General features: G+C 70.8%; 30 protein-coding genes. 11 read left to right on the top strand and 19 right to left on the bottom strand.

Going from position 1 to position 25,024, the window contains the following annotated elements:
• The first annotated feature begins 39 nt into the window (after positions 1-39).
• Both HNR02_RS06880 and HNR02_RS06885 read left to right on the top strand, forming a co-directional pair.
• Positions 40-726 carry an ABC transporter permease gene (locus HNR02_RS06880; RefSeq protein WP_179772346.1) on the top strand — a complete coding sequence of 229 codons (687 nt, stop codon included), beginning with the start codon at positions 40-42 and terminating at the stop codon, positions 724-726.
• The gene (locus HNR02_RS06885) at positions 723-1,448 is read left to right on the top strand and encodes an ABC transporter permease (RefSeq protein WP_179772347.1); all 726 of its coding nucleotides are present in this window, start codon (positions 723-725) and stop codon (positions 1,446-1,448) included. The genes HNR02_RS06880 and HNR02_RS06885 overlap by 4 nt, the downstream gene beginning before the upstream one ends.
• Here the strand turns inward: HNR02_RS06885 and HNR02_RS06890 are convergent.
• From HNR02_RS06890 to HNR02_RS06905, 4 genes are all read right to left on the bottom strand, one after another.
• Positions 1,432-1,983, bottom strand: coding sequence for a YbaK/EbsC family protein (locus tag HNR02_RS06890; RefSeq protein ID WP_179772348.1), 552 nt, complete (start codon positions 1,981-1,983; stop codon positions 1,432-1,434). The genes HNR02_RS06885 and HNR02_RS06890 overlap by 17 nt on opposite strands.
• Before the next feature lie 18 nt (positions 1,984-2,001).
• Complete coding sequence (locus tag HNR02_RS06895) at positions 2,002-2,298, bottom strand: DUF2516 family protein (RefSeq protein ID WP_179772349.1); 297 nt, start codon at positions 2,296-2,298, stop codon at positions 2,002-2,004.
• Between the two features lie 1,106 nt (positions 2,299-3,404).
• The gene (locus HNR02_RS06900; protein WP_179772350.1) at positions 3,405-4,037 is read right to left on the bottom strand and encodes a hypothetical protein; all 633 of its coding nucleotides are present in this window, start codon (positions 4,035-4,037) and stop codon (positions 3,405-3,407) included.
• Positions 4,038-4,042: 5 nt separating this feature from the next.
• Positions 4,043-4,474 (bottom strand): helix-turn-helix domain-containing protein, encoded by a 432-nt coding sequence (locus HNR02_RS06905; protein WP_179772351.1) that lies wholly within the window; start codon positions 4,472-4,474, stop codon positions 4,043-4,045.
• A gap of 113 nt (positions 4,475-4,587) precedes the next feature.
• On the opposite strand from HNR02_RS06905, the gene HNR02_RS06910 reads away from it, so the two are divergent.
• On the top strand, positions 4,588-5,721 hold the full coding sequence (locus HNR02_RS06910) for a methyltransferase domain-containing protein (protein ID WP_179772352.1): 1,134 nt from the start codon (positions 4,588-4,590) through the stop codon (positions 5,719-5,721).
• On the opposite strand, the gene HNR02_RS06915 is transcribed toward HNR02_RS06910, so the two are convergent.
• From HNR02_RS06915 to HNR02_RS06930, 4 genes are all read right to left on the bottom strand, one after another.
• On the bottom strand, positions 5,700-6,341 hold the full coding sequence (locus HNR02_RS06915; RefSeq protein WP_179775746.1) for an ATP-binding protein: 642 nt from the start codon (positions 6,339-6,341) through the stop codon (positions 5,700-5,702). The two genes, HNR02_RS06910 and HNR02_RS06915, sit on opposite strands and share 22 nt — an antisense overlap.
• 16 nt (positions 6,342-6,357) lie before the next feature.
• Positions 6,358-6,756 (bottom strand): TFIIB-type zinc ribbon-containing protein, encoded by a 399-nt coding sequence (locus tag HNR02_RS06920; protein WP_179772353.1) that lies wholly within the window; start codon positions 6,754-6,756, stop codon positions 6,358-6,360.
• A gap of 59 nt (positions 6,757-6,815) precedes the next feature.
• On the bottom strand, positions 6,816-7,178 hold the full coding sequence (locus HNR02_RS06925) for a VOC family protein (protein ID WP_179772354.1): 363 nt from the start codon (positions 7,176-7,178) through the stop codon (positions 6,816-6,818).
• A 103-nt stretch (positions 7,179-7,281) separates the two neighbouring features.
• On the bottom strand, positions 7,282-8,568 hold the full coding sequence (locus HNR02_RS06930) for a DUF445 domain-containing protein (protein WP_179772355.1): 1,287 nt from the start codon (positions 8,566-8,568) through the stop codon (positions 7,282-7,284).
• A 29-nt stretch (positions 8,569-8,597) separates the two neighbouring features.
• Here HNR02_RS06930 and HNR02_RS06935 point away from each other — a divergent pair, with 29 nt between their 5' ends.
• Positions 8,598-9,764 carry a pyridoxal phosphate-dependent aminotransferase gene (locus HNR02_RS06935; RefSeq protein WP_179772356.1) on the top strand — a complete coding sequence of 389 codons (1,167 nt, stop codon included), beginning with the start codon at positions 8,598-8,600 and terminating at the stop codon, positions 9,762-9,764.
• Between the two features lie 13 nt (positions 9,765-9,777).
• Here HNR02_RS06935 and HNR02_RS06940 read toward each other — a convergent pair whose 3' ends face one another.
• Positions 9,778-10,323 (bottom strand): RNA polymerase sigma factor, encoded by a 546-nt coding sequence (locus HNR02_RS06940; RefSeq protein WP_179772357.1) that lies wholly within the window; start codon positions 10,321-10,323, stop codon positions 9,778-9,780.
• A gap of 287 nt (positions 10,324-10,610) precedes the next feature.
• On the opposite strand from HNR02_RS06940, the gene HNR02_RS06945 reads away from it, so the two are divergent.
• Entirely contained in the window at positions 10,611-11,390 is a 780-nt protein-coding gene (locus HNR02_RS06945) for a hypothetical protein (RefSeq protein ID WP_218902692.1), read from the top strand.
• Positions 11,391-11,778: 388 nt separating this feature from the next.
• Here the strand turns inward: HNR02_RS06945 and yczR are convergent, their stop codons facing one another.
• Positions 11,779-13,203, bottom strand: coding sequence for a MocR-like transcription factor YczR (gene yczR, locus HNR02_RS06950; RefSeq protein ID WP_179772358.1), 1,425 nt, complete (start codon positions 13,201-13,203; stop codon positions 11,779-11,781).
• 63 nt (positions 13,204-13,266) lie between these two features.
• Here yczR and yczE point away from each other — a divergent pair, with 63 nt between their 5' ends.
• Positions 13,267-13,890, top strand: a complete 624-nt coding sequence (yczE, locus tag HNR02_RS06955) for a membrane protein YczE (RefSeq protein WP_376772833.1) — start codon at positions 13,267-13,269, stop codon at positions 13,888-13,890.
• On the opposite strand, the gene HNR02_RS06960 is transcribed toward yczE, so the two are convergent.
• Together HNR02_RS06960 and HNR02_RS06965 are read right to left on the bottom strand one after the other, a co-directional pair.
• Positions 13,882-14,406 (bottom strand): Clp protease N-terminal domain-containing protein, encoded by a 525-nt coding sequence (locus HNR02_RS06960; RefSeq protein WP_179772359.1) that lies wholly within the window; start codon positions 14,404-14,406, stop codon positions 13,882-13,884. The genes yczE and HNR02_RS06960 overlap by 9 nt on opposite strands.
• Positions 14,406-14,615, bottom strand: a complete 210-nt coding sequence (locus HNR02_RS06965) for a helix-turn-helix domain-containing protein (RefSeq protein WP_179772360.1) — start codon at positions 14,613-14,615, stop codon at positions 14,406-14,408. The genes HNR02_RS06960 and HNR02_RS06965 overlap by 1 nt, the downstream gene beginning before the upstream one ends.
• Positions 14,616-14,677: 62 nt before the next feature.
• Here HNR02_RS06965 and HNR02_RS06970 point away from each other — a divergent pair, with 62 nt between their 5' ends.
• Complete coding sequence (locus HNR02_RS06970) at positions 14,678-15,445, top strand: protein phosphatase 2C domain-containing protein (RefSeq protein ID WP_179772361.1); 768 nt, start codon at positions 14,678-14,680, stop codon at positions 15,443-15,445.
• A gap of 59 nt (positions 15,446-15,504) precedes the next feature.
• Positions 15,505-16,146 carry a DUF998 domain-containing protein gene (locus HNR02_RS06975; RefSeq protein ID WP_179772362.1) on the top strand — a complete coding sequence of 214 codons (642 nt, stop codon included), beginning with the start codon at positions 15,505-15,507 and terminating at the stop codon, positions 16,144-16,146.
• A gap of 14 nt (positions 16,147-16,160) precedes the next feature.
• Here the strand turns inward: HNR02_RS06975 and HNR02_RS06980 are convergent, their stop codons facing one another.
• Together HNR02_RS06980 and HNR02_RS06985 are read right to left on the bottom strand one after the other, a co-directional pair.
• Entirely contained in the window at positions 16,161-16,919 is a 759-nt protein-coding gene (locus tag HNR02_RS06980; RefSeq protein WP_179772363.1) for an SDR family NAD(P)-dependent oxidoreductase, read from the bottom strand.
• A gap of 74 nt (positions 16,920-16,993) precedes the next feature.
• Entirely contained in the window at positions 16,994-17,443 is a 450-nt protein-coding gene (locus HNR02_RS06985) for a nitroreductase family deazaflavin-dependent oxidoreductase (protein ID WP_179772364.1), read from the bottom strand.
• Positions 17,444-17,570: 127 nt separating this feature from the next.
• On the opposite strand from HNR02_RS06985, the gene HNR02_RS06990 reads away from it, so the two are divergent.
• Both HNR02_RS06990 and HNR02_RS06995 read left to right on the top strand, forming a co-directional pair.
• On the top strand, positions 17,571-18,251 hold the full coding sequence (locus tag HNR02_RS06990) for a TetR/AcrR family transcriptional regulator (RefSeq protein ID WP_179772365.1): 681 nt from the start codon (positions 17,571-17,573) through the stop codon (positions 18,249-18,251).
• Positions 18,252-18,281: 30 nt separating this feature from the next.
• The gene (locus tag HNR02_RS06995; RefSeq protein ID WP_179772366.1) at positions 18,282-19,124 is read left to right on the top strand and encodes an SAM-dependent methyltransferase; all 843 of its coding nucleotides are present in this window, start codon (positions 18,282-18,284) and stop codon (positions 19,122-19,124) included.
• Here HNR02_RS06995 and HNR02_RS07000 read toward each other — a convergent pair.
• The gene (locus HNR02_RS07000; RefSeq protein WP_179772367.1) at positions 19,121-19,738 is read right to left on the bottom strand and encodes a dienelactone hydrolase family protein; all 618 of its coding nucleotides are present in this window, start codon (positions 19,736-19,738) and stop codon (positions 19,121-19,123) included. The genes HNR02_RS06995 and HNR02_RS07000 overlap by 4 nt on opposite strands.
• Positions 19,735-20,376: a phosphoribosyltransferase gene (locus HNR02_RS07005; protein ID WP_179772368.1), complete on the bottom strand. Its 642-nt coding sequence runs from the start codon at positions 20,374-20,376 to the stop codon at positions 19,735-19,737. Before HNR02_RS07005 ends, HNR02_RS07000 begins: the two co-directional genes overlap by 4 nt.
• 138 nt (positions 20,377-20,514) lie before the next feature.
• Between HNR02_RS07005 and HNR02_RS07010 the strand changes: the two genes are divergently transcribed.
• Positions 20,515-21,675, top strand: coding sequence for a glycoside hydrolase family 3 N-terminal domain-containing protein (locus HNR02_RS07010; RefSeq protein ID WP_179772369.1), 1,161 nt, complete (start codon positions 20,515-20,517; stop codon positions 21,673-21,675).
• A gap of 141 nt (positions 21,676-21,816) precedes the next feature.
• Here HNR02_RS07010 and tsrT read toward each other — a convergent pair whose 3' ends face one another.
• The 3 genes from tsrT to HNR02_RS07025 form a co-directional block, all read right to left on the bottom strand.
• Positions 21,817-23,472, bottom strand: coding sequence for a tryptophan 2-C-methyltransferase (gene tsrT / locus HNR02_RS07015; RefSeq protein WP_179772370.1), 1,656 nt, complete (start codon positions 23,470-23,472; stop codon positions 21,817-21,819).
• 80 nt (positions 23,473-23,552) lie between these two features.
• Entirely contained in the window at positions 23,553-23,837 is a 285-nt protein-coding gene (locus HNR02_RS07020; protein WP_179772371.1) for a helix-turn-helix domain-containing protein, read from the bottom strand.
• A gap of 60 nt (positions 23,838-23,897) precedes the next feature.
• Positions 23,898-24,914, bottom strand: coding sequence for an AraC family transcriptional regulator (locus HNR02_RS07025; RefSeq protein WP_179772372.1), 1,017 nt, complete (start codon positions 24,912-24,914; stop codon positions 23,898-23,900).
• Between the last annotated feature and the right edge of the window lie 110 nt (positions 24,915-25,024).

Below are 25,024 nucleotides of genomic sequence, written 5' to 3' on the forward strand. Positions count from 1 at the left end.
CCGCCGGAACGTGTCGGTCCCCGTTTGTATGCTCGCCGGGTGAGCGAGTACGTTCTGGCCGCGAGCGACCGGCCCCTGTTCGAGTGGCGCTGGGTCGAGCGCAACGCGGACGAGATCGTGCAGCGCCTGGGCGAGCACCTGGCGCTGACCGCCGCCGCGCTCGCCATCGGGCTGGTCCTGTCGGTCGCGCTGGCCGTGCTGTCCCTGCGGTGGCGCTGGTTCTACGCGGTTTCGCTGGGTGCCGCCGGTGCGCTGTACGTGATCCCCAGCCTGGGCGCGTTCGCGCTGCTCGTGCCGTTCTTCGGGCTGTCGTTCACCACCGCGGTCATCCCGCTGGCCACGTACACGCTGCTGATCCTGCTGCGCAACATCGTCACCGGCATCCAGCAGGTGCCCGCGGAGGTTCGGGAGGCCGCGGTCGGCATGGGCTTCACGCGCCTGCGCCTGCTGACGCAGGTCGAGTTCCCGCTCGCGCTGCCGGTGGTCATCGCGGGCCTGCGGGTGGCGGCCGTGACGACGATCGGCCTGGTCACGGTCACCGCGATGCTCGGCATGGGCGGCCTCGGATTCTTCATCCGGCAGGGCATCCAGACCACGACCCCCAACCCGACGGCGATCATCGTCGGCATCGGGCTGTCCATCGTGCTCGCCGTGGTCGTCGACGCACTGCTCTGGCTGAGCGAACGTGCACTGGCCCCGTGGGCGAGAAAGGCGGGGCGCGCATGAACGCCATCGATCAGGCCCTCGACTGGCTGGCCCAGCCGGACCGCTGGAGCTGGACCGCCCCGGCCGGGATTCCCTACCGCACCCTGGAGCACCTGGGTTTCTCCGCGTTGTCCCTGCTCATCTCGGTCGTACTGGCGGTCCCGCCCGCGCTGGTCCTGGCGCACTACCGCCGCGGCGCGTTCCTCGCGAGCAGCGCGGTGAACATCGGCCGGGCCATCCCGAGCTTCGGCCTGATCATCCTGTTCTGGTACCTGGCCAGCCGCTGGGAGGTGGACACGTCGTTCTGGCCGCTGATGCTCGCGCTGGTCGCGCTGGCGCTGCCGCCGTTGTTCACCAACACCTACGCCGGGGTGGTGTCGGTGGAGCCGGAGGCGGTGGACGCGGCCCGCGGCATCGGGCACACCGAGGGCCAGATCATGCTGCGGATCGAACTGCCGCTGGCGCTGCCGGTGATCCTCGCGGGCGCGCGGGTGTCGTTCCTGCAGCTGATCGCGACGGTGGCGATCGGCGCGATCGTCAACGACGGTGGCGGTCTCGGCCGGTTCATCGTGGACGGTTTCGCGCAGGGGGCCGGCGGCTACGGCGAGATCCTGGCAGGGGGTTTCGCGGTGATCGTGCTGGCGCTGGCCTGCGAGGGGGTGTTCGCGCTGCTGGAGCGTTTCGCCGTGCCGCGCGGCCTGACCTTGTCGCGACGGGCCGCGTTGTCTACGCGACCGGTTTAGCGAGCCCGTCGATCACCTCGGCGCCGGGCAGGTCCGCCAGGAGCGCGCCGGTGACCAGGAGTTTCCCGCCGCGGATTCCGCTGCCGATGACGAGTTCGGGCGAGTCGGCGACGGCCTGGTCGATGAGGACGGGCCAGTCCGCGGGAAGCCCGACGGGGGTGATCCCGCCGTAGGCCATGCCGGTCAGCCGGACGGCCTCGTCCATCGGGGCGAAGGATGCTTTACGCACGTCGAGGCGCCGTTTGATGACGCCGTTGACGTCCGCCCTGGTGGTGGCGAGCACGAGCGCCGCGGCGAACCGCACCTCACCACCTCGCTTCCCGGCCACGACGACACAGTTGGCCGACGCGGTGAGTGGTGATCCGTATGCCTCGCAGAAGGCGGCGGTGTCGGCGAGTTCCGGGTCGATTTCGACGGCGGCGACGCTGTCGGGGTCGAGGTCGGCGAGCGCCTTCGCGACGGGCTCGGCGAGCAGGTCGGTGCGTTCCGTGGCCGGGTGCACGGTCAGGCTTCCGGCGATGGTCCAGGTTCTCACCACCGCAAGAATAGGGACCTACCAGTTCTTGCCACCGCGCTGCACCTCGATCAGCTTCGGGCGAACGTCGACGAGGTAGACGAGGACGGCGACCAGCCCGGCGATCCAGAACAGGCTGCCGGCGCCGCCGAAGCCGAACAATCCCATGGCGACCGTGCCCGCCCCCGTGATGGCGAGCCAGATCGGTTTGGTCTTGCGGTCGGCGGCCTGGTAGGCGTCCGACCGCTGCAGCAGGGCGTGAACGAACGCGCCGAGACCCGCCAGGGTGCCGACCCAGCCAATGACCTGCATGATCCAGAACGCGATGAACGGCACTTTCCCAGCCTACGTCCCTTCGCCCCCGCCGTCGGAATCCCCTGTGTCCAGAATGCCACGAAGACGCCACCCCGTCACCGGCGCCGGTCCCACGCCGACGACGACGAGCGGTTGCCCCCTGCCGGTGAATGACGGTCGCGCTGCGCGGCCTGGTCGGGCTGCCTGGTGGAGCTGCTTGGTCGAGCCGCCTGGTCGGGCTGCCTGACCGAGCCGCCTGACCGAGCCGCCTGACCGAGCCGCCTGACCGAGCCGCCTGGTCGGGCTGCCTGACCGAGCCGCCTGACCGAGCCGCCCGGTCGGGCTGCCTGGTCCGTGGCGGGGCCCGGAGTACCCGTACGACCTGGCCAGATCCTCAGTCAAGGCCGCCGGGTTGCGGACACGGCACGAACGGTCGAGTCGTGCCCGCACCATCGGCCCACTCACGCCACTGCCGCGGCACGAACGGTCCACCCGTTGCATCACCGCTGGCCCAGCCGCAGCCTCACCACCGGTTCCACTCACGCCCGCCCGCCGGGCCGCTCGCACCGGCATCGCGGTCCAGCCGTGCCCGCCTCAGTGGTCCACTCGCTCCCGCCTCAATGGTCCATCCACACCGCACCCTCACCAACGGCCACCCGCAGCACCTCCACTGGCCCACCCGCACCGGCACGAACGGACCATCCGCGCACACACCTGCGGCCCATCCGCGCGACCGCCGCGCCAACCGCCCTGCCTGCAACACCACCGCTGCCCCAGCCGCAGCCTCACCAACGGCTCCACTCGTGCCCGCACCACCGGACCCCTCGCGGCCGCATCAGTGGCCCGCCCATGCCCGCACCAGCGGCCCACCCGCGCCACCACCTCACCAACGGCCCACCCGCACCGCCACGAACGGCCCACTCCCGCGCACCAGCGGCCCACCCGCGCGACCGCCGCGCCAACCGCCCTGCCTGCAACACCACCGCTGCCCCAGCCGCAGCCTCACCAACGGCCCACCCGCATCGCCACGGACGGCCCACTCGCGCCCGCTCCAACGGCCCACCCGCGCGAAAAACGGCCCGGCCCCCAAGGGGAACCGGGCCGTACCGGGCCGTACGTGCCATACCGGACCGTCTGAAGACGTTCGCCTACTTGGTCGTCTTCGGCGTGGTCGCGTTTGCCGGGCGCTTCGCGGGCGTGGTGCTCCGGCGGGTGGCCGGGGTCTTCGTCGCGGTGGTCTTGGCGGCCGGCTTGGCCTGCTCGTCCTTCACCTCGGACTTGACCTCGTCCTCGATCCGGTCCGCGACCTCGTCCGCGGCCTCCGCGACCTTCTCGCCGCCGGTGCGGGTCCGCTTCGCGACCAGGCCGAGCACCTCCTCGACCCGCTCGCGGGCCTCGGTGCTCACCTCGCCGACCCGGCCCTGCGCGGACACCAGCGCCTCTTCGACCTGCTCGACGACGCTCTTCACCCGCGGCTCGGCGAGGAACTTGTCCCACGCCTGCTCACCGGTCTCGGCCAGCTTGTTGTACAGCTTCAGCGCGGCCTCGGTGTAGTCGTCGATGGCCTTGCGCAGCTCGGCCGGGTCCAGCTTCTCGCGCAGCGTGGTCACCTCGGTCGGCAGCTCCTCGATGTTCTTCCGCGCGGCCTCGCTGCCTTCGACGACACGCTCGCGGGCCTTGCCCACGGCGTCGACGACGGCCTGGCCTGCCAGGTTGCCTGCGCCCAGCGCGGCAAGCAGCGGGGTGCGGAGCTGGTCGATGGCGGTCTTGGTGTTGGGCATTGCGCTCACTCCTTGGCGATGACGGTGGTCTGTCCTCGATCGCCGTCCGCCGCCGCGTTCTCCCGGCGGAACGACTCGTACACGTCGAGCAGGACCTGCTTCTGCCGCTCGGTGAGCTCGGCGTCCGCGCGGATCGCGTCGGTCACCGGCCCACCGGTGGGCAGGTCGAGGATTCCGGCCTGCACGTAGAGCGCTTCCGCGGAGATCCGCAGCCCCTTCGCGATCTGCTGCAGGATCTCCGCGCTGGGTTTGCGCACCCCGCGCTCGATCTGGCTCAGGTACGGATTGGACACTCCCGCGAGCTTCGCCAGCTGCCGCAAGGAGATCTTCGCGTTGCTGCGCTGCTGGCGGATGTACTCGCCGATCCCGGAGGCGAGGTCGGCGACCTTCTCCACCGGTCCGCCCGCCGGGCTTTCGTGGCCGTTGTCCTCCGGCATGTTCGATCCATCTCCTCGCGACAAAACCAACGGTACGCCGTGGTGCTAGCTCTTGCAAGCACCCTGCTTGCAACCTTCGGGTGTTACTCGGGCCACCCGTTACGGTTACAGGTGTGCACAGCACCGCACGCCTGCGGCACCGGCTGGCCGAATCACTGCGCCGCGACGGCGTGCTCACCGATCCGGCCTGGCTCGACGCGTTCCGGCGCGTGCCGCGGCATGTGTTCGTGCCCCGCTACTTCCTATCCCAGCCGGGCGGCTGGACCGCGGTCGACCGCACGGATCCGGTCCGGCTCGACCACGTCTACGCCGACCGGGTGCTGGTCACCCAGCTCGACGGCGATCCCGACGCGTGGCACCGGGCCCGCCGGGGCGGCCGGGCGCACGGCAATCCCACCTGCTCGTCGAGCATGCCGGGGATCATGGCGGTGATGCTGGACGAGCTGTCCGTGCAGGACGGGCACAACGTGCTCGAAATCGGCACCGGCACCGGCTACAACGCGGCCCTGCTGTGCGAACGACTCGGCTCGTCACGAATGTCCACAGTGGATGTCGACGCGAGCCTGGTACGCCAGGCAGCGGAGCGGTTGTCGCTCTGCGGCTACCACCCGTCGATCCTCGTGGGCGACGGTGCGGACGGGTTTCCGGCGAAGGCGCCCTACGACCGCATCCTCTGCACGTGCTCGGTTGCCGAGGTGCCGATCGCATGGCTGGAACAGACCGCGCCCGGCGGGATCGTGGTGACGACCCTGAACCGCCCGATCGGCGCCGGCCTGGTGCGGCTGAACGTCCTGCCGGGGGCGGTCGCCCGTGGCCGGGTGCTGGCCCGTGACGGCCGGTTCATGCCCCTGCGCGCGCACCGCCTGCCCGGCCTGCCGCCACTGCCCGGCGTTTCCGGACTCGCACGGCGGACCAGCCTGTCACCGGAGGCAGTTCTGCGCGCGTCGAGCCGGTTCGAGTTCTTCGCGGGACTCGCACTGCCACGTGTCATGCCCGTGTCCCGCGGGGCGGACACGTTCGTCCTGCACGAGGACGGTTCGTGGGCGATGGTGACCACTCACGGCGGCCGGACGATGGTGACCGAGGGCGGCCCGCGGCGGTTGCGGGACGTCGCCGAAGCGGCTCACCAGCAGTGGATCGGACTGGGCAGACCCGGCCGCGAGCGGTTCGGGGTGACGGTGACACCGCAGCGGCAGGAGATCCGGCTCGACGATCCGGACGGGGATCACCGCTGGACGTTGGCCTGAGGCAGCCGGTCTTCGATCCACTCGACGACGCGGTCGACCGTGGCCGCGAGCGGGGCGCTCGTCGTGTCGAAGAGCGCGACCGGCGGATCGAGGTTGTCCGCGTTCTTGTGCAGCCAGGCGTTGAATTCGAGCATCTCGGCGATGCGGGGTTCGTCCCAGCCGCGCCACGCGGGGCGGGCACGCAGGCGCTCGGCGAGCACGCCGGGATCGGCGACCAGCGCGAGGTAGTGGATCTCGCTGAACAGGGCACGCTCGGGAAGGCGCTCGAACTCCGGTGGCACGACGGTCCCGCACAGCACGACCGGGCGGCCGTTCTGGTGGATCATCGCCACCATCCGCAGCCACGTTCCGCGGAAGGTGGGATGCCCGTCGACGTCGTCCCGTAGCCCGGCGACCCACAGGACGTCCTGCTCCAGCACGGTGACGCGCCAGCCGAGCCGTCCGATGAGCGCGGGCCCCGCGGTCGACTTCCCGGCCCCGCTCGGCCCGGTCAGCGCGAACAGCGGCAGGCGCCGGAAGGGCCAGCGGTGACCGCACCGGTGGCACAACCGTTCGTCGCCCGCCACGACCGGGACCTCGGCCAGGTCCCCGCATCGGGGGCAGATGCGGGGATCCAGCATCGCTTCCGGCATCGCGTCAGTCGAAGAGCCCTTCGAGGAAACTCCGCTTGCGATGACCCCGGTGGCCGTACGGCCGCGGTGAGTCGGAGTAGTAGCCACCGCCGCCCTGGTACGGCCGAGGGGAATCACCGTAGCCGCGTCCACCTCGGTACGGGCGCGGCGAGTCGCCATGACCGCCGTACGGCCGCGGCGAGTCCCGGTACGGCGCGGCGTGCCCGGCCCCCTGGTACGGCGGAGGAGCAGCGGCGGGGCCGCCGTAGTAGGCGCTTTCCGCACCCACGATCTGCTCCAGCTCGCCTCGGTCCAGGAAGATGCCGCGGCAGCCCTCGCACTGCTCGATGTGGATGCCGTTCTTGTTGACGGTCCGCATCACGTTCTGACACTTCGGACAAATCACATATGCCACCCTACGCATGATCGGGGTGCCGGGAGCGGAGCGCCGCCAGTTTTCCGCACTCGGCTTCGCACCAGAGGTCAGCAGGCGCAGAGGCAGAACGGATGACCGGCAGGGTCGGCGTAGACGCGGAAATGCTCGGGGGCGTCGTCGAGCAGTTTCGCGCCCAGCGAGAGCGCGCGCCGGTGCGCCGCGTCGAGATCGGTGACGTCGAGATCGAGGTGCAGCTGCTGCGGCGCGTCCTGTCCCGGCCATTCCGGGGGCCGGTAGGACTCCACTCGCTGGAACGAGACCCGGACACCGCCCGGATCGCTCAGGTCCACCCAGTCGTCGTCGTTCACCTCGGGTTCGGGCAGATCCAGCAGGCGCGCGTAGAACCTCGCCAGCCCGGCGGGGTCCGGGCAGTCGAGGACGATGGCGCCCAGCTTCGGTACTGCACTCATGGACGGTCCTCTCCGTTCGGGTCGGCCTGAACGCCCGGTCGAGTTACCCACAACACGCCTGTGGACAACTCATCCACCTGTGGACAACCAACGAAAGGGCAGGTCAGAACAGCAGCTGCGCCACCGTGTAGATCACCAGGCCGGCCAGTGCACCGACGACGGTGCCGTTGATCCGGATGAACTGGAGGTCGCGACCGACCTGCAGCTCGACCTTGCGCGAAGTCTCCTCGGCATCCCACCGTTCGACGGTGTCGGTGATGATCGTCGTGATCTCCCGCGAGTAGTTGCGCACCACGTAGGCGGCCGCGCCCTGGACCCAGCCGTCGACCTTGCCGTTGAGTCCCTCGTCCGACACCAGCCGCTCGCCCAGGTTCCGCAGCCCGTCGCGGACCCGGCGGCGCAGTTCGCTGGACGGGTCCTCGGCCGCGTTGAGCAGCATGCCCTTCGCGGTGCTCCACGCCGACCCGATCAGCTTCTGCACGTCGGGGTGGTCGAGGATCTGCTGTTTGACCTGCTCGGCGCGGGCCATGGTGTCCGGGTCGTTCTGCAGGTCGGCCGCGAACTCGCCGAGGAACTTGTCCAGCGCCAGCCGCATCGGGTGGTTGACGTCGGTCTTGACCGCCCAGGCGAAGGACAGCACCTCGCCGTACACCTTGTCGGCCAGCATCGCGTCGACGAACTTCGGCGACCAGGTCGGCGCACGGTCGGAGACCACGCGAAGCACGGTGTCGTGGTTGTCGCGCACCCATTCGTAGGCGCGATCGCACATCAGGTCGACCAGCTTGTAGTGCGCGCCGTCGGCGAACACCTGCTGCAGCAGCTTGCCCAGCGGCGGTCCCCACGGCTGCCCGACGACGCGCCGCACCACCGCCTGCTCCATGACGGCCTGCACGTCCTCGTCCTTGAGGACCGTCACCACCCCGCGCACGACGGTGGCGAGTTCGGAGGTGACCCGTTCGGCGTTCTCCGGCCTCGCCAGCCACTCCCCGAACCGCCGGGAGACCTCGACGCGCCGCAGCTTGTCACGCACCACCTGCTCGGACAGGAAGTTCGCGCCGACGAACTCCCCGAGGCTGCTGCCGATCACGTCCTTCTTGCTCGGGATGATCGCCGTGTGCGGGATCGGCAGGCCCAGCGGGCGCCGGAACAGCGCGGTCACGGCGAACCAGTCGGCCAGCGCGCCGACCATGCCCGCTTCCGACGCGGCACGCACGTAGCCGACCCAGCCGGGCCAGCCCGCGGACTGCGCCCAGGTGGTGAGCAGGAAGATCACGGTCGCACCGAGCAGGAAGGCGAGCGCCACCAGCTTCATCCGGCGCAGCGCCTGCCGCTTGCCCTCCTGGTCGGGGACCGGCGGCAGACTCGTGTCAGCGGGGGTCGGTTGCTCCACAGGGCCATTGTCCGTGAGGATCGGCGATTATGCGCGAACCAGTTCTCGTCCCCCGCCTGCGGCCGTTCACCTCGACCATCTTCGCGGAGATGACCGCACTCGCGGTGCGCACCGAAGCGGTCAACCTCGGCCAGGGCTTCCCGGACACCGACGGGCCGTCCGGAATGCTCGACGCCGCGAAGAACGCACTGTTCGGGGGTGCGAACCAGTACCCACCGGGACCGGGACGGCCCGAGCTGCGGGCGGCGATCGCGCGGCACCGGTCCCGGTACGGGCTGTCCTACGACCCGGACAGCGAGATCCTCGTCACCGCGGGCGCCACGGAGGCCATTTCCGCCGCGCTGCTCGCGCTGACCGAGCCCGGCGACGAAGTCATCGTGATCGAGCCGTACTACGACTCCTACGCCGCGGCGGTCGCGATGGCCGGGGCGACCCGCCGGGTGGTGTCGCTCGTCGAGGGCGCCGACGGCCGGTTCGCGCTCGACCTGGATGCCCTGCGCGCGGCGGTCACCCCGTCGACGCGGGCGATCCTGGTGAACTCGCCGCACAACCCGACGGGAACCGTATTCACGCGCGACGAACTCACCGCGGTCGCGGAGCTGTGCGTCGAGCGGGACCTGATCGCGGTGACCGACGAGGTGTACGAACACCTGGTGTTCGACGGCGCCGAGCACCTGCCGCTCGCGGCTTTCCCGGGGATGCGGGACCGGACGGTGTCGGTGTCCAGCGCGGGCAAGACGTTCAACTGCACCGGCTGGAAGATCGGCTGGGTGTGCGGCAGCCCGGAACTCGTGGCGGCGGTGCGGGCGGCGAAACAGTTCATGACGTTCGTGTCCGGCGGTCCGCTGCAGCCGGCGGTGGCCCACGCCCTGGATCACGAACTGCCGTGGGTCGAATCGCTGCGGACATCGCTGGCCGGCAAACGGGATCGGCTCTCTGCTGGCCTCGCGGCGGCGGGTTTCGCGGTGCGCCCGAGCCTCGGCACGTACTTCGTCTGCGCCGACGTGCGGCCGCTGGGCTTCACGGACGCGGCCGAGCTGGCGTGGCAGCTGCCGGAGCGGGTCGGCGTGGCGGCCGTGCCGGTGAGCGTGTTCACCGACCATCCCGCCGAATGGCGGCACGTGCTGCGGTTCGCGTTCTGCAAGCGGGACGACGTACTGGACGAGGCGATCGGGCGACTGCACAAGCTGGCATGACGGAGCCGCCATCTCACGCGTGGTCGTACCCGCGGGCCTCCAGGTATCTGCGCATGCGGTCGAGTGCCCTTCGCCGGATGGGGCCCACGCTGCCGACAGAGATGCCCAGTGCGGCGGCGATCTCGGCGTGGCTGGCGGGCGGGTCGTGGAGCAGCATTTCGACCAGGTTTCTCTGCACGCCGGGTAGCTCGGCCACGGCGCGGTGCACCAGGGCGTCCCGTTCGGCGGTCAGGACCAGACGCTCCGGGACGGTCCGCTCGTCGGGCGCCTCGCAGTCCGCGGGGATCTCCCGGCGCCGCGATTCCAGCATCCGCAACACCTGCCGGCGGGCGGTCGTCGCCAGCCAGGCGGGGAGCCGGGACGGCTCGCGGAGCGTCCGGAGCTGTGCCAGCGAAACCCAGGTGTTCTGGCAGACGTCCGACGCGTCGGCCTCGCCGAGGTGGTGTGCGCGCGCCACGCGCAGCGCCACCACGGACAGGCCCCGCACCAGGGCACACCACGCGCTCTCATCCCCGCGCCACGCCCGGGCCAGCAAGTCGATCAGCTCGAAATCGGTCATGGAACTCCTCGCGATCATCAATCGCGACTCAGATGCCGCCACCGGCACGACAGCTCCCGAAAACCGCTGGTAGGCGAGAATTTGAGTAGAAGTACGCACACGGTGCGTGATCAACTAACGAACAAGCACACGGAAGGCGGAACCAGGGTTCCGCCGTACGGGGCTGGATCGATCGCTTTCGAGGTGAAACACTCGCCACCGGTACGGGAATCAGGCCGGTATTCGCATCCCTGATGACGTGACCAAAAAACACTGTGGGATGTCGTTCGTGGACGGTGGTGGTGGCGATGCGTGACGCGTTCCGCGCGCGACCGCTGCCCGTCGAACTCCGGCTGCTGCTCGCGGGCGGCTTCGTGGTCGCGGGATGGCTGCTCTGCGCGGTCCTCGGCGCGCCCGCCGCCGCCGCCGACGAAGCGCCGTCCGAACCGGACACGACCAGTGTTCAAGAGCAACCGGGCCTCCTCGGCACGGTGACCGGACTCGTCGGCGCTGTCACCGAGACGGTTGACCACACACTCGCGACCGTCACCGGTGTCGTCACCAGCACGGCTGATCAGGCGACCGAACCGATCGCCGCGATCGTGGACACCACCGTCGAGACGATCACGCCAACGACGCCCGAGACGTCCGCAGCTCCCGAGGACGAGCCGGTCACGAAGGCGGCGAAGACCGAACCGGCCGCCGTCGAAACCACCACCGCGACGACGGCCACCGCTCCGGCCACGCCCGTGGAACCGGCCGCCGCGCCGGTGCACCACGTCGTGCACCAGGCGCCGGCAGCCGCGCACCGGCCGGCGCCCACGCCACCCCCGCCACCCCCGCCGCCGAACGTCCCGGACGCGCCGCGGGCCGGCAACGCTCCGCCGCCTCCGGCACCCACCTCTCCGGGTGATTCCGGATGCGCCGTCACCGTCTCCCACGACACCGGGAACAGCGGCCGCGACCTGCTGGCCGTGCTCGGCGCCCGCACGTCGCCCCTGGCGGTTCAGCCGATCGTGGGAGCGCTGACCTGCGGTTTCGTGGGTATGGGCACAGAAGCGGGCCTGCCGCCCACCTCGCCGGACTGACGCGAGACACGGTCACACAGGCGACCCGCGTCCACAACAAGATCAACTAGCGGGGCACTTTTCCCAGCGCCCTCGGGCCCATCCGTCTTCCCGACCGGCCAACCGCGCCTGGCCGGATCGGGCGCCGGTCCCGGCGTCGCGATGCCCCCGCGACGCCGGGGCCCCACCGGGCACGTGCCGCGAGTTTCCGCTCACCGCGCCGAGCAGAAGCCCGCGCACGCGCCCAGCCGCGATGACCCGCCGGCACGTCGAGGGGCGGTGCCGGCGGGTCACCGTGGAACCCGGCCCGGAGTGATCCGGACCGGGTACCCCGGCAGCCGGTGCGCCGGACGTACCAGCCGTACTTCCTCCCTGGAGCGGTTGAGGGCCGTCCGGCGCGTCGGCTGTGTCACACCACCGAGAGGTCGTCGGCAGGGACGGCACGCACCGAAGCCGCCGCCAGCGCGAGCCGGCCGACCGCCTCCGTCAGCCGGTCCGGCGTCTGCGTGAACGGCAGCCGCAACCAGCGCTCCAGCCCGCCCTGAGCGCTGAACCGCGATCCCGGAACGACCTGCACACCGTGGTTGACCGCCGCGACGGCCAGCCGCGTGCTCATCGGCTCCGGCAGACGGCACCACAGCGACATCCCGCCGCCCGGAACGCGGAACCGCCAGTCCGGCAGCTCCCGCCGCACCGCGTCGGCGAGCACGTCACGGCGCTCGCGCAGCCCGGCCCGGCGGGCGGCCAGTGCGTCCTCCGGCGCGTCCAGCAGTTCGGCCAGCACGAGCTGCTCGAACACCGGCGACCCCAGGTCCGAACCGAGCCGGGCGGGTGACAGGCGGGCCAGCATGTCCCCGGACGCCCGGATCCAGCCGATCCGCAACCCTCCCCAGTGCGATTTGGACGCGGTACCGGTGGTGATCACCCAGTCGTCCGCGAACGCGGCCATCGGCCGGGGGCCGTCCCGATCGTCGTCGAGGTTCAGCTCGGCGAGGGTTTCGTCCACGACCGCATACGTTTGCGTGCGCGTCAGCAGCTCGCCGAGCCGGTCGCGTCCGGACTCGTCGAGCCGTCGCCCGGTCGGGTTGTGGAAGTCGAGGATGAAGTACGCCATTCGTGGCGCGGTCTGGCGCACTGCGGCGTCGATACCGGCGAGGTCCCAGCCGTGCTCGCCGAGCGCGACGGGCACGGGAGTCGTGTGCGCGGCGCCGATCGCTTCGAGGGCGTTCGGGTACGTCGGCTGCTCGACGAGCACCCGGTCGCCGGGGTGGGTCAGCATCCGCAGCGCGAGGACGAACGCGCTGTGTGCCCCGTTGGTGATCATGATCTGGTCCGGTGTGGTGGGCAGACCGCGGGCGGTGTAGCGGGCGGCGAGACGCTCGCGCAGGATCGGCAGGCCGCGGCCGGTGTAGCCGGGCTGCCCGATCTCGTCGACCAGCATCAGCCGCGCGCGGTCGACCGCGGCCATCAGGCCCGGGATGGCCGGCAACGACCCGCGGACCAGGTCGATCGCCTGTGGACTGTGCGATGGCGCCATCTCGGGGGACCGCCCGCGTGGTGAGGTGATCCACGAGCCCGCGCCACGGCGGCTGGCCACCAGTCCCCCGTCCCGCAACCGGTCCAGCGCGGCCGCGACCAGCGTGCGGCTCGCGCCCAGCGCCTCGGCCAGCTCCCGTTCCGACGGCAGGCGGGTGCCGACGGGGAGCTGCCCGTCCAGCACTCCCAGCTCGATCGCGGCGGCCAGGTCCACCGCGCCCTGACGAGAGCCGCTGCGGCGCCAGGACCCGAGGATCACAGCCAATCTGCGGGCCGAGATCCGGCCGATGGCATCCATGAGGGCCAATTGTTGCAGATTGGCTCTGGTATCTCGGTCCACTCGGGCGCAAGCTTGGACATCGTGACTGCTCTCGATCTCCGGCCGGTGCGCGTCTCGGTCAGCCCCGCGCGCCGGCTCACCCAATTGCTGGCCGGTCTCGCCCTGTACGGCGCGAGCATGGCGATGATGACGCGCGCCGGGCTCGGCCTGGCCCCGTGGGACGTGCTGCACGAGGGCCTGACCGAGCGGACCGGGCTCAGCTTCGGCACGGTCGTGGCGATCGCGTCCGTCGTCGTGCTGCTGCTGTGGATCCCGCTCCGTCAGCGCCCCGGCCTCGGCACCGTGGCGAACGTGCTGGTCGTCTCGGTGACCGTGGACCTGGTCCGAGCCGTGCTGCCGAACCAGCACGCGATCGGCTGGCGGATCGCGCTGATGCTCGGCGGGATCGCGCTGAACGCGTTCGCGACCGCGGCCTACGTCGGTGCCCGCCTCGGACCGGGCCCGCGCGACGGCCTGATGACCGGCCTGTCCGCGCGCACCGGTTGGTCCGTTCGCGTGGTGCGCACCGGTATCGAAGTCACCGTGCTGGCGGCGGGCTGGCTACTCGGCGGCACCATCGGCGCCGGGACCGTGCTGTACGCACTGGCGATCGGCCCGCTCACCCAGGCGATACTTCCTCGCGTCGCCTGGCGCGAGTCACGCTAGGGCCTGCCGGACCCGCCGCGCGTCCACCTCGAACCGGGCGAGCACGTCGGCGGCGGGTCCGCGCAGGGCGGTCAGGGCGAGCAGGATGTGTTCGGTCCCGAGTTCCTTGCCGCCCAGGGAAATCACCTCCTTCAGGCACACCTGCAGGACCTTCTTCGACTCGTCGGCGAACGGGATGTGCCCGCGCCTGCGGCCGTGCCGGCCCGCGAGCGCGTTCGGTCCGTGAGCCTGTTCCACGCGGTCGAGGATCGTGTCGACGTCGATGCCGAACTCGCCGAGCGCTTCGGCATCGGCCTCGGTGATCCCGCCCCGGCGGCGCACGCGGGCGGTCTCGGCGGCCACGTCGTCGAGCGCCACCCCGAACCCGGTCAGCAGGCGGGCCGCCTTGCCCTCCGGGAAGTGCAGCAGCGCGACCAGCAGGTGCAGCGGGTCGATCCGCGGCGAATCGAGGCGGATCGCGTCGCGTTGCGCCTCGACCACGAGCTCGCGCGCGTCCGCGGTGAACTTCTCGAACATCACTGCCTCCCGTACTTCTTGTGCACGGCCTGCCTGCTCACGCCCAGTTCGGCCGCGATGTCCTGCCACGACCAGCCCTGGACCCGCGCACTGCGCACTTGCACGGCCTCGAGCTGTTCCAGCAGGCGCCGCAACGCGGCGACGGCGCGCAGGCCGACCTGGGGATCGCGGTCGCCGGCACGGGCGGCCAGATCGGTTGCCTCGGTCATGACGTCAACCTACGTTGACGTCAGCGATGTGTCAACTGTGGTTGACGGCTAGGGTCGGGTCCGTGCCCGGAATTCAGGTGGCCGAGCGAGCCGGGGTGGGCCTGGACGGACATCCGCGGCCGAGCGAGGACCGCGTCGTCGTGCTCGACCACGCCGTGGCGGTGCTCGACGGCGCGACGTCGTCCGACCCCACCCAGCCCTCCGGCGGCTGGTACGCGGAACGGCTGGCGTCCCGGCTCGCCCACGAGCTGACCGGCGACGGGGACCTGCCCGCCGTACTGCGACGGGCGATCGCCGGGGTCGCGAACGCGGAGGGCCTGCGTCCGGGGCTGTCGCCGTCGAGCACGGTCGCGATCGTGCGCTGGACGGCGGAGCGCGTGGATTCCCTTGTGCTGGCGGACAGTCCGATCGTCGCTTTCGGACAGACGGTGGACCTGCTCGCCGACGACCGCCTGGTCATCCTGCGCCGCGGGGGAAGGCTGCGCACCCGCCAAGCCGTGCGGTCGCTGCGCAACCACCCGGACGGCTTCTGGGTGGCCGAAGCCGATCCCGGCGCGGCGGCCCACGCGCTCACCAGCAGCAGGCCGCGCGCCGGACTGGACGCCGTCATCCTCGCCACCGACGGCGTGTCCTGCGGTGTCGACGACTACGGCCTGTTCACCTGGACCGAAGCACTCCACCTGGCCCGCGCGAAGGGGCTGAACGCGGTGCTCGACGCGGTGCGCGCGGCGGAGGACAGCGACCCGGACGCGCGACGCTGGCCGCGCGCCAAGCGCCACGACGACCAGGCGATCGTGCTCGTCGAGTTCGCCGGACCCGGACGACCCTAGGGGAAAGATCGGGGACTTCTCCGGATTCTCCGCGGCGCCGACGGCGGAAAGCTTCTCCCATGGGGATTTCCGGAGGTCTACCGGGCGAGAGAACCCGGCCCTGGCTGCTCGTGGCGCACGTCGCGATCGGCTGGGGACTGTTCGCCGTCCTGATCCTGCACGTGGTCAGCGGGCGCAACCCGGTGTGGGCGACGTTGTCCAGTTACGCGCTCACCGACGGCGGGGTCGGCCTGCTGGGTGCGAGCATGATCGCGATCGCCGTCGGATCGGTCGCCCTGCTCGGCGCGCTGCGGGCCGCCGGGCACCGGCTCAGCCGCACCACGCGGGTCCTGTTCTGGGCGTGGTCGTCGGGGCTCGTCGCGGCGGCCCTGTTCCCGGCCAGCTACCCCGAGCGGTTCAACCCGGTGAGCGGCCAGATCCACGAATACTCCTGCGCCATCGCGTTCCTGAGCCTCGCCGCGCTCGGCTGGACGCTGCCCGAACGGCTGCGCACGCACCCGGCGATCGTGCGGCTGACCCTGCTCACGCTCGGCGGCGTGGCGCTGTTCGGCGTCAGCTACCTCATGCCCGGCGTGCTGCCGGTCGGGCTGAGCCAGCGCCTCGCGCTCGCCGCGGACATCGGGCTGCTGCTCACGATCGCCCGCGCGGTCGCGGCTCCGGTTCTCGCACCGGAACCACAGCCGGAACGGGTACCCGGCTGACCGCCGGGGCACGTTCAGTACGCGGTGCGACCGCCGTCCATGACGATCGTGGTGCCGGTGATGTAGCGCGCCCGCCCCGACACCAGCCACGCCACGAGGTTCGCGACATCCTCCGGTTCCGCGACGAAGCCGAGGGGCGTCTCCTTCACCGCACCGGCCGCCGCGACGTAGTCCTCGGCGCGGCTGGCCCTGGTCTCGACGTCGCCCGGCGCGATCCCGACCACGCGAACGCCGTACTCGGCGAGATCGCAGGCCAGCGCCCTGGTGAGACCACCGAGCCCGGCCTTGCTGGCGACGTAGGCCGGCACGTCTCGCTGTGCCTGGAACTCGGCGATCGAACTGATGTTGACGACCACGCCCTCGTTGACGACGAGCTGGGAGAACGACTCGCGCGCCAGCCGCAGCGGCGCCTTGAGATTGGTGTCGATGATCCGGTCGATCAGCTCGTCGTCACCGCTCTCGACGGGACCGAACGCCGCGTAGCCGCTCACCCCGGCGTTGTTGACGAGGATGTCGAGTCTGCCGAACCGCCGCACGCATTCCGCCACGGCGTCCCGGCATCCCGCTCCGGTGGCCAGGTCGTGCGCCCCGACTTCGATCAGCTCCGCGAACGGGTGCTCGGCGAAGTGCTTGCGCCCCATGCTGGCGTCCTCTTCGGACCGCTGGACCACGAACACCTTCATCCGCTCGGCCGCCAGGCGCCAGGTGATCCCGGCACCGATGCCCGTCGCCCCTCCGGTCACCAGCGCGGTCCGCTGTGCCCCGTCCGTCATCGCGTCGGCTCCTCGCGCCATGGTTTCTACCAGAGAAACGCTGATTTCACGGTACAAGGCGCGTTCGGACGACGTCAACGACCGGTGCCCTCCCTGATCCGGAAGACCGGGAAACCGGGCGCGATCTCCCGCAGCACGTCGTCGGACGAGTCGTGGTCGACACCCTCGAAGAAGCGGCCCACCTCCCACTTCCACTTCCGCAGGTAGGTCCGCAGCACCACCGGCTTCTCGGCGTCGGGCAGTTCGACCGGTTCGAAGGGCACCGTCCGGCGCCCGAGCCGCAGCTGTCCCTCGCCCGCGGCACGCAGGTTGCGCACCCACTGCGTCTGCCCGCGCGGGGCGACGAGGTAGCGCTGCCCGTCGATCGTCAGCAGGTTGACCGGCGTCGACCGGATTTCGCCGGACTTGCGGCCCCGGACGAGCAGAACGCGACTGCCGGCCATGCTCACTCCCAGCCTGGTCAGGAACTGCACGGCCGAGTTGAAGAATCCGTCACCCTTGCCCGGCTCGATGTAGCGGTTCATCCGTGCCTCCTCCAGTGTGCGAGAGCGGTGCTCTCGGTCAAGAGCAGTGAACACCTGCCGTCATCCACTGTCAAGAGCAGTGCTCTCTAATTTGTGCGGCGATCTCTGCGCTGGCACACTGGCGGACATGCCAGCCAGCAAGACCGCACGTGAACGCGCCCGCGCCGAACTGACCAGGGAAATCAAGGACGAGGCGCGCCGCCAGCTCGGCGAGGTCGGGCCGCACGGCCTGTCCCTGCGGGCGGTCGCGCGTGAACTGGGCATGGTGTCCTCCGCGCTCTACCGCTACTTCCCCAGCCGCGACCACCTGCTCACCGAACTGATCATCGACGCCTACAACGCCGTCGGCGACGCGGCCGAACGCGCCGACGACCCGTCCGCGCCACCTCGCGACCGCTGGCGCCGCGTCTGGGCCGCGACGCGAGACTGGGCCAAGCAGCACCCGCACGAGTACTCGCTCATCTACGGCTCCCCCGTGCCCGGTTACCAGGCGCCCCAGGACACCATCCCGCCCGCGGGCCGGGTCGCGCTCGTGCTGGCGCGCATCGCGGAAGCCGCCGACCTCACGCCCGCGACACCGGCCCGCCCACTGCCCGCCGAACTGGCCGGACAGGCGCGCGCGGTCCGGACGGCGCTCGACACGAAACTGCCCGAGGAGGACATCGTCCGTTTCATGAGCGCGTGGACCCACCTGTTCGGGACGATCAGCTTCGAGCTGTTCGGCCAGTACGCCAACACGGCCGATCCCGCGGACACCTATTTCGCCTACGTGGCAGAGCAACTGGCGGACTTCGTCGGCCTGCGGTGAACGTTTTACGCGTTGTGGCAGACTCGTCACATGGCGGCAGATGACGAGGTGCTGCGAGCCGTCGAGGGAAGTCTCGACCGGCCATCCGCGGCGCGCGTGTACGACTACTTCATCGGCGGAGACCACAACTACGCGATCGACCGCGCCTTCGGCGACAAGGTCCGCGCCCGTCTCCCGTTGATCCCGGACTCGGCGGTCGCGTGCCGCCAGTTCCTCGGGCGCGCGGTGCGCTACTGCTCGAAGGCGGGAATCCAGCAGTACGTGGACATCGGGTCCGGTCTGCCCACCGCGGGCAACGTGCACGAGGTCGCCGACGAGGCGCGTCCGGAGGAGGACACCAGCGTCGTCTACATCGACAACGAGCCGATCGCGCTGGCCCATTCGCAGCTGCTGCTCGCCGACACCGCCGATCCCGAGCGGCACCGGGCGATCGCGGGCGATCTGCTGGAGCCGGTCGACCTGTGGAACCGGGTCGAGGAGACCGGCGTCATCGACTTCGACCGACCGGTCGCGCTGGTCGTCAACGCGGTGCTGCACTTCATCAAGGACGAGCAGCGGCCGCACGCCGCGCTCGACTTCTACCGCGACCAGCTCGCGCCCGGCTCGTACCTGGTCATGTGCCAGCTGACCGACGAGAACCCGGCTGACGACGAGGAACGGCGCGCGCTGGACGATCTCAAGGAGTACTACGAGAGCACCACGAACCCCGGGCAGTACCGCTCGCGCGAGGAGTTCGTGAAGTTCTACGGCGACTTCGAACTGGTGGAGCCGGGCCTGGTGTACGCGCCGGAGTGGCACACCGACGAGCACGCCCTGTTCGCCGACGCGCCGTCCAAGTCGCGCATCCTCGCCGCGGTGGCCCGCAAACGCTAGGGAACGTGGTCGCTGAACCAGGCGGCGGCGAGCTGGGCGACGGTCTCCAAAGCGCCCGTCTCCTCGAACAGGTGCGTGGCGTTCGGGACGATCTCGATCCGCCGCGGGCCGCCCAGCTCGGTCGCCGCACGTTCGTTGAGGCGCAGCACCTCTTCGTCCCGTGCGCCGATGACGAGCAGCGTCGGGCTGGTGACCCGGCCCAGCGCGTCGCCCGCCAGATCGGGGCGTCCGCCGCGGGAAACGACCGCGCGCACGCGCCCGGGTTCGGCTGCCGCGGCGCGTAATGCGGCGGCCGCGCCGGTGCTCGCGCCGAACAGGCCGATCGGCAGCCCGGCGGCCTCCTGGTGGTTGGTCAGCTCCGCCATCGCCGCCCGCAGCCGTTCGGTCAGCAGATCGATGTCGAACCGCCGGTCGCCGCCGTCCTCGTCCGCGTTGAGCAGGTCGAACAGCAGGGTGGCGAACCGGTTGTCCTGCAGTTCGCGCGCGACCGCGATGTTGCGGGCGCTGTGCCGGGAACTGCCCGAACCGTGGGCGAACACGACGACACCGATCGCGTCGGCCGGAACGGTCAGATCGCCCTCCAGGCCGGGGTCGACGGTGAGCGGGACGGTCATGGCGCCTCCAGCAACTCGATGACCTCGTCGTCCTGCGTCTGACGGAAGTCGGCGTACCACTGCCCGACCGACCGGAAACCGTGTGGCGCCAGCAGGCACAGCACCTCGTCCGCGTCGCCCTTGAGCGCCGCGGACGCGTCCGGGGCGCACACCGGCGCGGCGAAGACGAGGCTGTGTGGCCGGTCCCGGCGCAGCGCCCGCAACGCGGCCCGAGCGGTCACACCGGTGGCCAGCCCGTCGTCGACGACGAGCACGTCCCGGCCCTCGCGCGATCGCGGCGGCCTCCCGCGCTGGTAGACCGCCACGCGGCGGCGGGCCTCGGCTCGTTCGGCCTCGCAGGCATCCGCCAGCTGGTCCGGCCGCAGCCCGAGCGCGTGCAGCGAATAGTCGTCGTAGTAGGCGGGCCCGTCCGGGGTGACCGCGCCGATCCCGAACTCCGGCTGGCCGGGCGCGCCGATCTTGCGGGCGACCGCGACGTCCAGCGGGGCGTCCAGCACCTCGGCCACGGCCCGGCCGACCACGACCCCGCCGCGGGCCAGGCCCAGCACCAGCGGATCGCGCCACTCGTGGCTCCGCAGCAGCTCACCCAGCTGCGTGCCCGCCTCCCGGCGGTCGCGGTACTCGTGTCGCCGCCTCATGCCTCACGGTGTACCCGTGGCGATGGTCGTCAATCCGGTGCCACACCTCACCCGGCCCGGCGACGCGCGGTTTGGCCCCGGCGCCTCTGGGTTACCGTGACCGCGAAACCCCCTCGCCAGGAAGGAACCCCGAAGCCGATGAGGCCGGCCCAGCCCCTGACCCGGCGCCTGCTGCTCGTCCTGGCCGCCGGAGCCCTGCTCGCGGCGGTCGTCGTCTACGCGAGCAGCGACGAAGCCGGGCAGCAGCAGCCCCCGGCCGCCGCCCCACCCACCACTCCCCAGTCGAAGATCGCCGCGGCCCAGGGGCCCGGCGCGTGCGCCACCGTGATCGGCGAACTCACGCCCCGGCAACGGCTCGCGCAGCTCGTGGTCGTCGGCGTGGACGCGTCCGATCCGGGGGGCGCGGCCGAGGTGGTGAGTTCCGAGCAGATCGGCGGCATCTTCCTCGGCGGCAACGCGACCGCCCTGCTGGAGGACAACGCGCTCGCCCAGGTCCAGAACGCGGCCCGGCTCCCGGTTTCGGTCGCCGTCGACGACGAGGGCGGCCGGGTCCAGCGGATCGACGACCTCGACGGTTCCATCCCCAGCGCGCGCGAGATGGCCCGGACGATGACCACCGACGAGGTCCGCGACCTGGCCCGTGAGCGGGGCCGGGCGATGGCCGCCCGTGGCGTGACCGTCGACTACGCCCCGATCCTCGACCTCACCGACGCCGCCGCGGGCGAGGTGATCGGCGACCGGTCTTTCAGCGCCGACCCCGAGACCGCGCGCCGCTACGCGCAGGCGTTCGCCGCGGGGCTCTCCGAAGCCGGTGTCGAACCGGTGCTCAAGCACTTCCCCGGCCATGGCCACGCCACCGGCGACTCGCACAAGGGCGAGGTCACCACCCCGCCGTTGGACGAGCTGCGTCAGAACGACCTGGTCCCCTACCGGGACCTCGCCGGGTTCGGTGACGTCTCGGTGATGGTCGGGCACCTCGACGTGCCCGGTCTGACGGACGGCGAGCCCGCGTCGCTGTCCCCGGCGGCCTACCAGCTGCTGCGCGGCGAATTCGGGTTCCGTGGGCCGGTCGTGACCGACGACCTGGGCGCGATGAAGGCCGTCACCCAGCGCTATCCGCTGCCGCAGGCCGTGGTGAAGGCCATCCAGTCCGGCGCGGACCAGGCGCTGTGGTCCGACGGCGGCGACGTCGCGCCGGTGCTCGACGCGATGGAGAAGGCGACGGCCGACGGGATGCTGACGGCCGACCGGGTGACCGACGCGCTGACCACGGTCCTGCGCGCGAAGAATGCCTGCTGAGAAAGGGCGGCTGCGCCGGCCGGCTCCTCGACGCTGAGGTTCCGGCCGGCGCAGCGGGATCTGGGGCGTCTCGCCGCCGGAAAGTCTACGTAAACTTCGCGGCGGCTCAAGAGCCCGTATTCGGATCGAAATAGTCCCTGGTCAGGCGGCGTCCTGCATGATCTCGTGCCGCTGGGGCCAGTGCGACCAGAACGCCCCGGTGTAGCCCAGTTCGATCAGCCGCAGCAGGAACGGGTTGTCGGCGTAGTTGTTGTCGTCCTCGGTGATGCCGGGCAGCGTCGGCAACATGACGCGGTGGTACTCGGAGGCAGGCACGAGGTCCCACAGCATCTGCACGCTGTTGACCCAGCGGCCGCTGGGCGAGCCGAGCGTGGCCGGGTCCTCGGGCAGGTCGGGCGAGAGGAAGTACACCGGCCGGAACCGCCCGGCCGCGTCGAAGGCGAACTGCCGCTCGTACTCGACGATGCCGTCGCAGGCCGCCCGCGGCTTCAGCACGATCGGCTCGGTCGCCGAATCGGACTGCAGACCGGGCACCGTCCGGCGCCCCCCGCACTCCTCGGCCATCCGGATGCCCAATGGCGAGTACGGGAACGCGCGGATGCCGAGGCTGTACCCGGCCACCGCGACCTGCAGGTCGAGCGTGCGCTTCACGGCGTCGGTCATGGTCACCGCGGTCTCGCCCGGCATGCCCAGCAGGACCTCGACCATCACCGGCAGCTCGACCTTCGCGATCTTGGCGCACAACTTCTGCACGTCGTCGAAGGTGTAGTACCGGCGGCCGCCCGCGGAGACCTTCCAGCCGTCGAGCACGTCGTCCCGGACATGGTCCGGCGCCAGGTTGATGCCCGCGCAACCGGCGCGCACCAGCAGGTCGAGCAGCTCGTCGTCGAACGGCGTCGGCTGCGCGTAGATCCACAGCTTGAGGTCGTGCAGCGGTGTCGAATGGTCGGTGTCGCGGCGCCGGATGATCTCCCGCAGCACGTTCTTGCTGTGTGCGATGACGAGGTTGAACTCACTGTCGGTCGTGTGCAGGTCGTGGACACCTTGTGCGCACAGTGTTTCCATCTCGTCCACCACGGAATCCACCGCGCGCCGGGTGAAGTGCGTGCCCTTCGCGTCGGGCTCGACGCAGTGCGCGCACGCGTAGGCGCAGCCGTTCTTCGTCAGGATGTTGCCGAGCCCGCCGCCGCGGTAGTAGCGCAGGTTGTCGACCTTCCACGGCTGCCCGGACCGGCGGGTGTAGGTCGTGACCCGGTTCATCGGCGAGGTCAGCGGACGGCCGCGGCGGCCCAGCTCCGGCGCGATCTTCTCGACCCGCCCCCGGCCGCGGTTGACGAGCAGCCCCGGCACGGAGTCCGGGCGTTCGCCGTCGAGCAGCGCGTTCGCCAGACCGACGATGATCCCCTCACCCGGGCCTTTCACCCCGAACGGGATGTCGAAATGGTCTACCAGCGCGAACGGCATCGACGAAAACCCGACACCACCCGCGATGATCGGGGCGGTGGAATGCGTTTTGATCTCGTCGATGATGGCGCGGTGGCTGTCCAGGAAACCGCGTTGCTGCTGCGCGTAGATCGTGTCGGTGTTGCGCACCGTGACCCCGACCAGGAGCGGCCGGTGATCCGCGAAGTACTCGCGCAGCACGGTCCACCAGTCGTCCCGCCGGAACGTGAGGTCCACGACGTCCACATCGAACCCGTCGGCCTCCAAAGAGGTCGTCAGGATGTCCAGTGCGTACGGCGTGATCGGCGGGTGGACGAGATTCGGGTTGACCAGTGTGACCAGAGACTTTCCCATGGGACTCCCACTCCTGCGAGCAACGAGAACGTTCGCTGCAAAAATGACAAAAGCGGGATCCGATATTCAGGGGTTGTCTTTCACTGGCGCCAGCGAAGCTGTTTGGCCGTCCGCGCGGCGGCCCGCAGCTCGTCCGGGGGCAGTTCGAGCACCCGGCTCAGGTGGCGCTGCCAGTACGGGCCGGGCACCCGCTTGCCGCGCTCCCAGCGGGAGACCTCGCCCCGCCCCAGGCTTTCGTTGCCCGAGGCCAGGACGAGCTCGTCCGCGAGCTGGTACTGGGTGAGCCCGCGCTCGTGCCGCACCGACCGGATCAGCCTGCCGATCGGCACCGAGTCGCGGGCCACCACCGCAGCCTCGCCGCTCATCGGACCGGAACTACGAGCGCCGCCCGGGCACGGTTCGTCCGGTGCCTGCCGTTGTCCTCGTCACGCACGATGAGCCCCTTCGCATTCGAGTAGACGTCCAGACCGTCTGTGCAACGTCGCCTTGGGCGACTCACCGAACCGGTCGCGGTACGCCGCGGAGAACCGGCCGTGGTGCATCAACCCGTACTTGCTGGCGATTTCCCCCACTGTCGTGACTTCGACCTGCGCCGCCGACAGCTCGTCGTGCACCCGCTGCAGCCGCACACCGCGCACGTACTCGCTGGGCGAGCTGTCCAGCTGTTCCCGGAACGCTTTCTGCAGCGCCCGCACGCTCACGCCGGACTGGTGGGCCAGGCTGGCGGGTGTGTGCGGTGCTTCCGGATTGCTGTGGATCAGGTCGAGCGCCGTGCGCAGCGACCGCGAGGGCGCGGGACGGTCCCTGCCCTCGATGATCGCCGTGTAGTTGTGCGGCTGCGCCAGCAGCAACCCGGTGATCAGATTGCCCTCGAACTGCTCCACGGCGGCCGGGTGGGAGAGCATCGTGTCCGGCTGGTCCAGCTCGGAGACGCCGTAGGCCAGCGTCCGGTACCAGCTGCGGCCGTAGCCGTGCGTGATGTCCATCCCGAGCCGGAACCGCACCGGCTCCGACACCGCGCCGTCGTTGAGCTCGGCCAGGCGCGCCTCCAGCGCCGACCGTTCGATCCTGATCACGAGCTGGGCGCAGTCGTCGGTCAACCGCATGCGCAACGGATCTTCCGCGCTGACCACACCGGCCTTGTCCGGTCCGGTGCCGGTCCGCTGGTGGCCGCACTGGATCATCCCCCGGCCGATGACCGGAGCCAGTACGACGTAGAAGGAGCCGAGCTCGCCAGGCTCGACCCGGACGTCGGTGCCGTAGGCGATCACCGAGATCGCCACGTTTTCCAGACGACGGCAGTTCATCCGCGTGTCCAGACGCGGATTGCGGCCGACCGTGTTCATCGAATGCGGGCAGAAGACGCGGCCCACCCGCTCGCGGGTGTCGTCGACGTCCCGCGAGTGGAAGAGCCGGTACTTGTCGAGCGGTAGAACGGTCATGTCCCGGGCAGTCGAAAAGATCAACGTACGGTGGCGCCGACTCCCATACACCTCCAATGCACCACTGTCCGTTGTTTGTCGTTCAACCGCTACCGGCGAATGGGCGAATT

Origin of the sequence: Amycolatopsis endophytica (genome assembly GCF_013410405.1) — a bacterium.
Taxonomy (GTDB): Bacteria; Actinomycetota; Actinomycetes; order Mycobacteriales; family Pseudonocardiaceae; genus Amycolatopsis_E; species Amycolatopsis_E endophytica.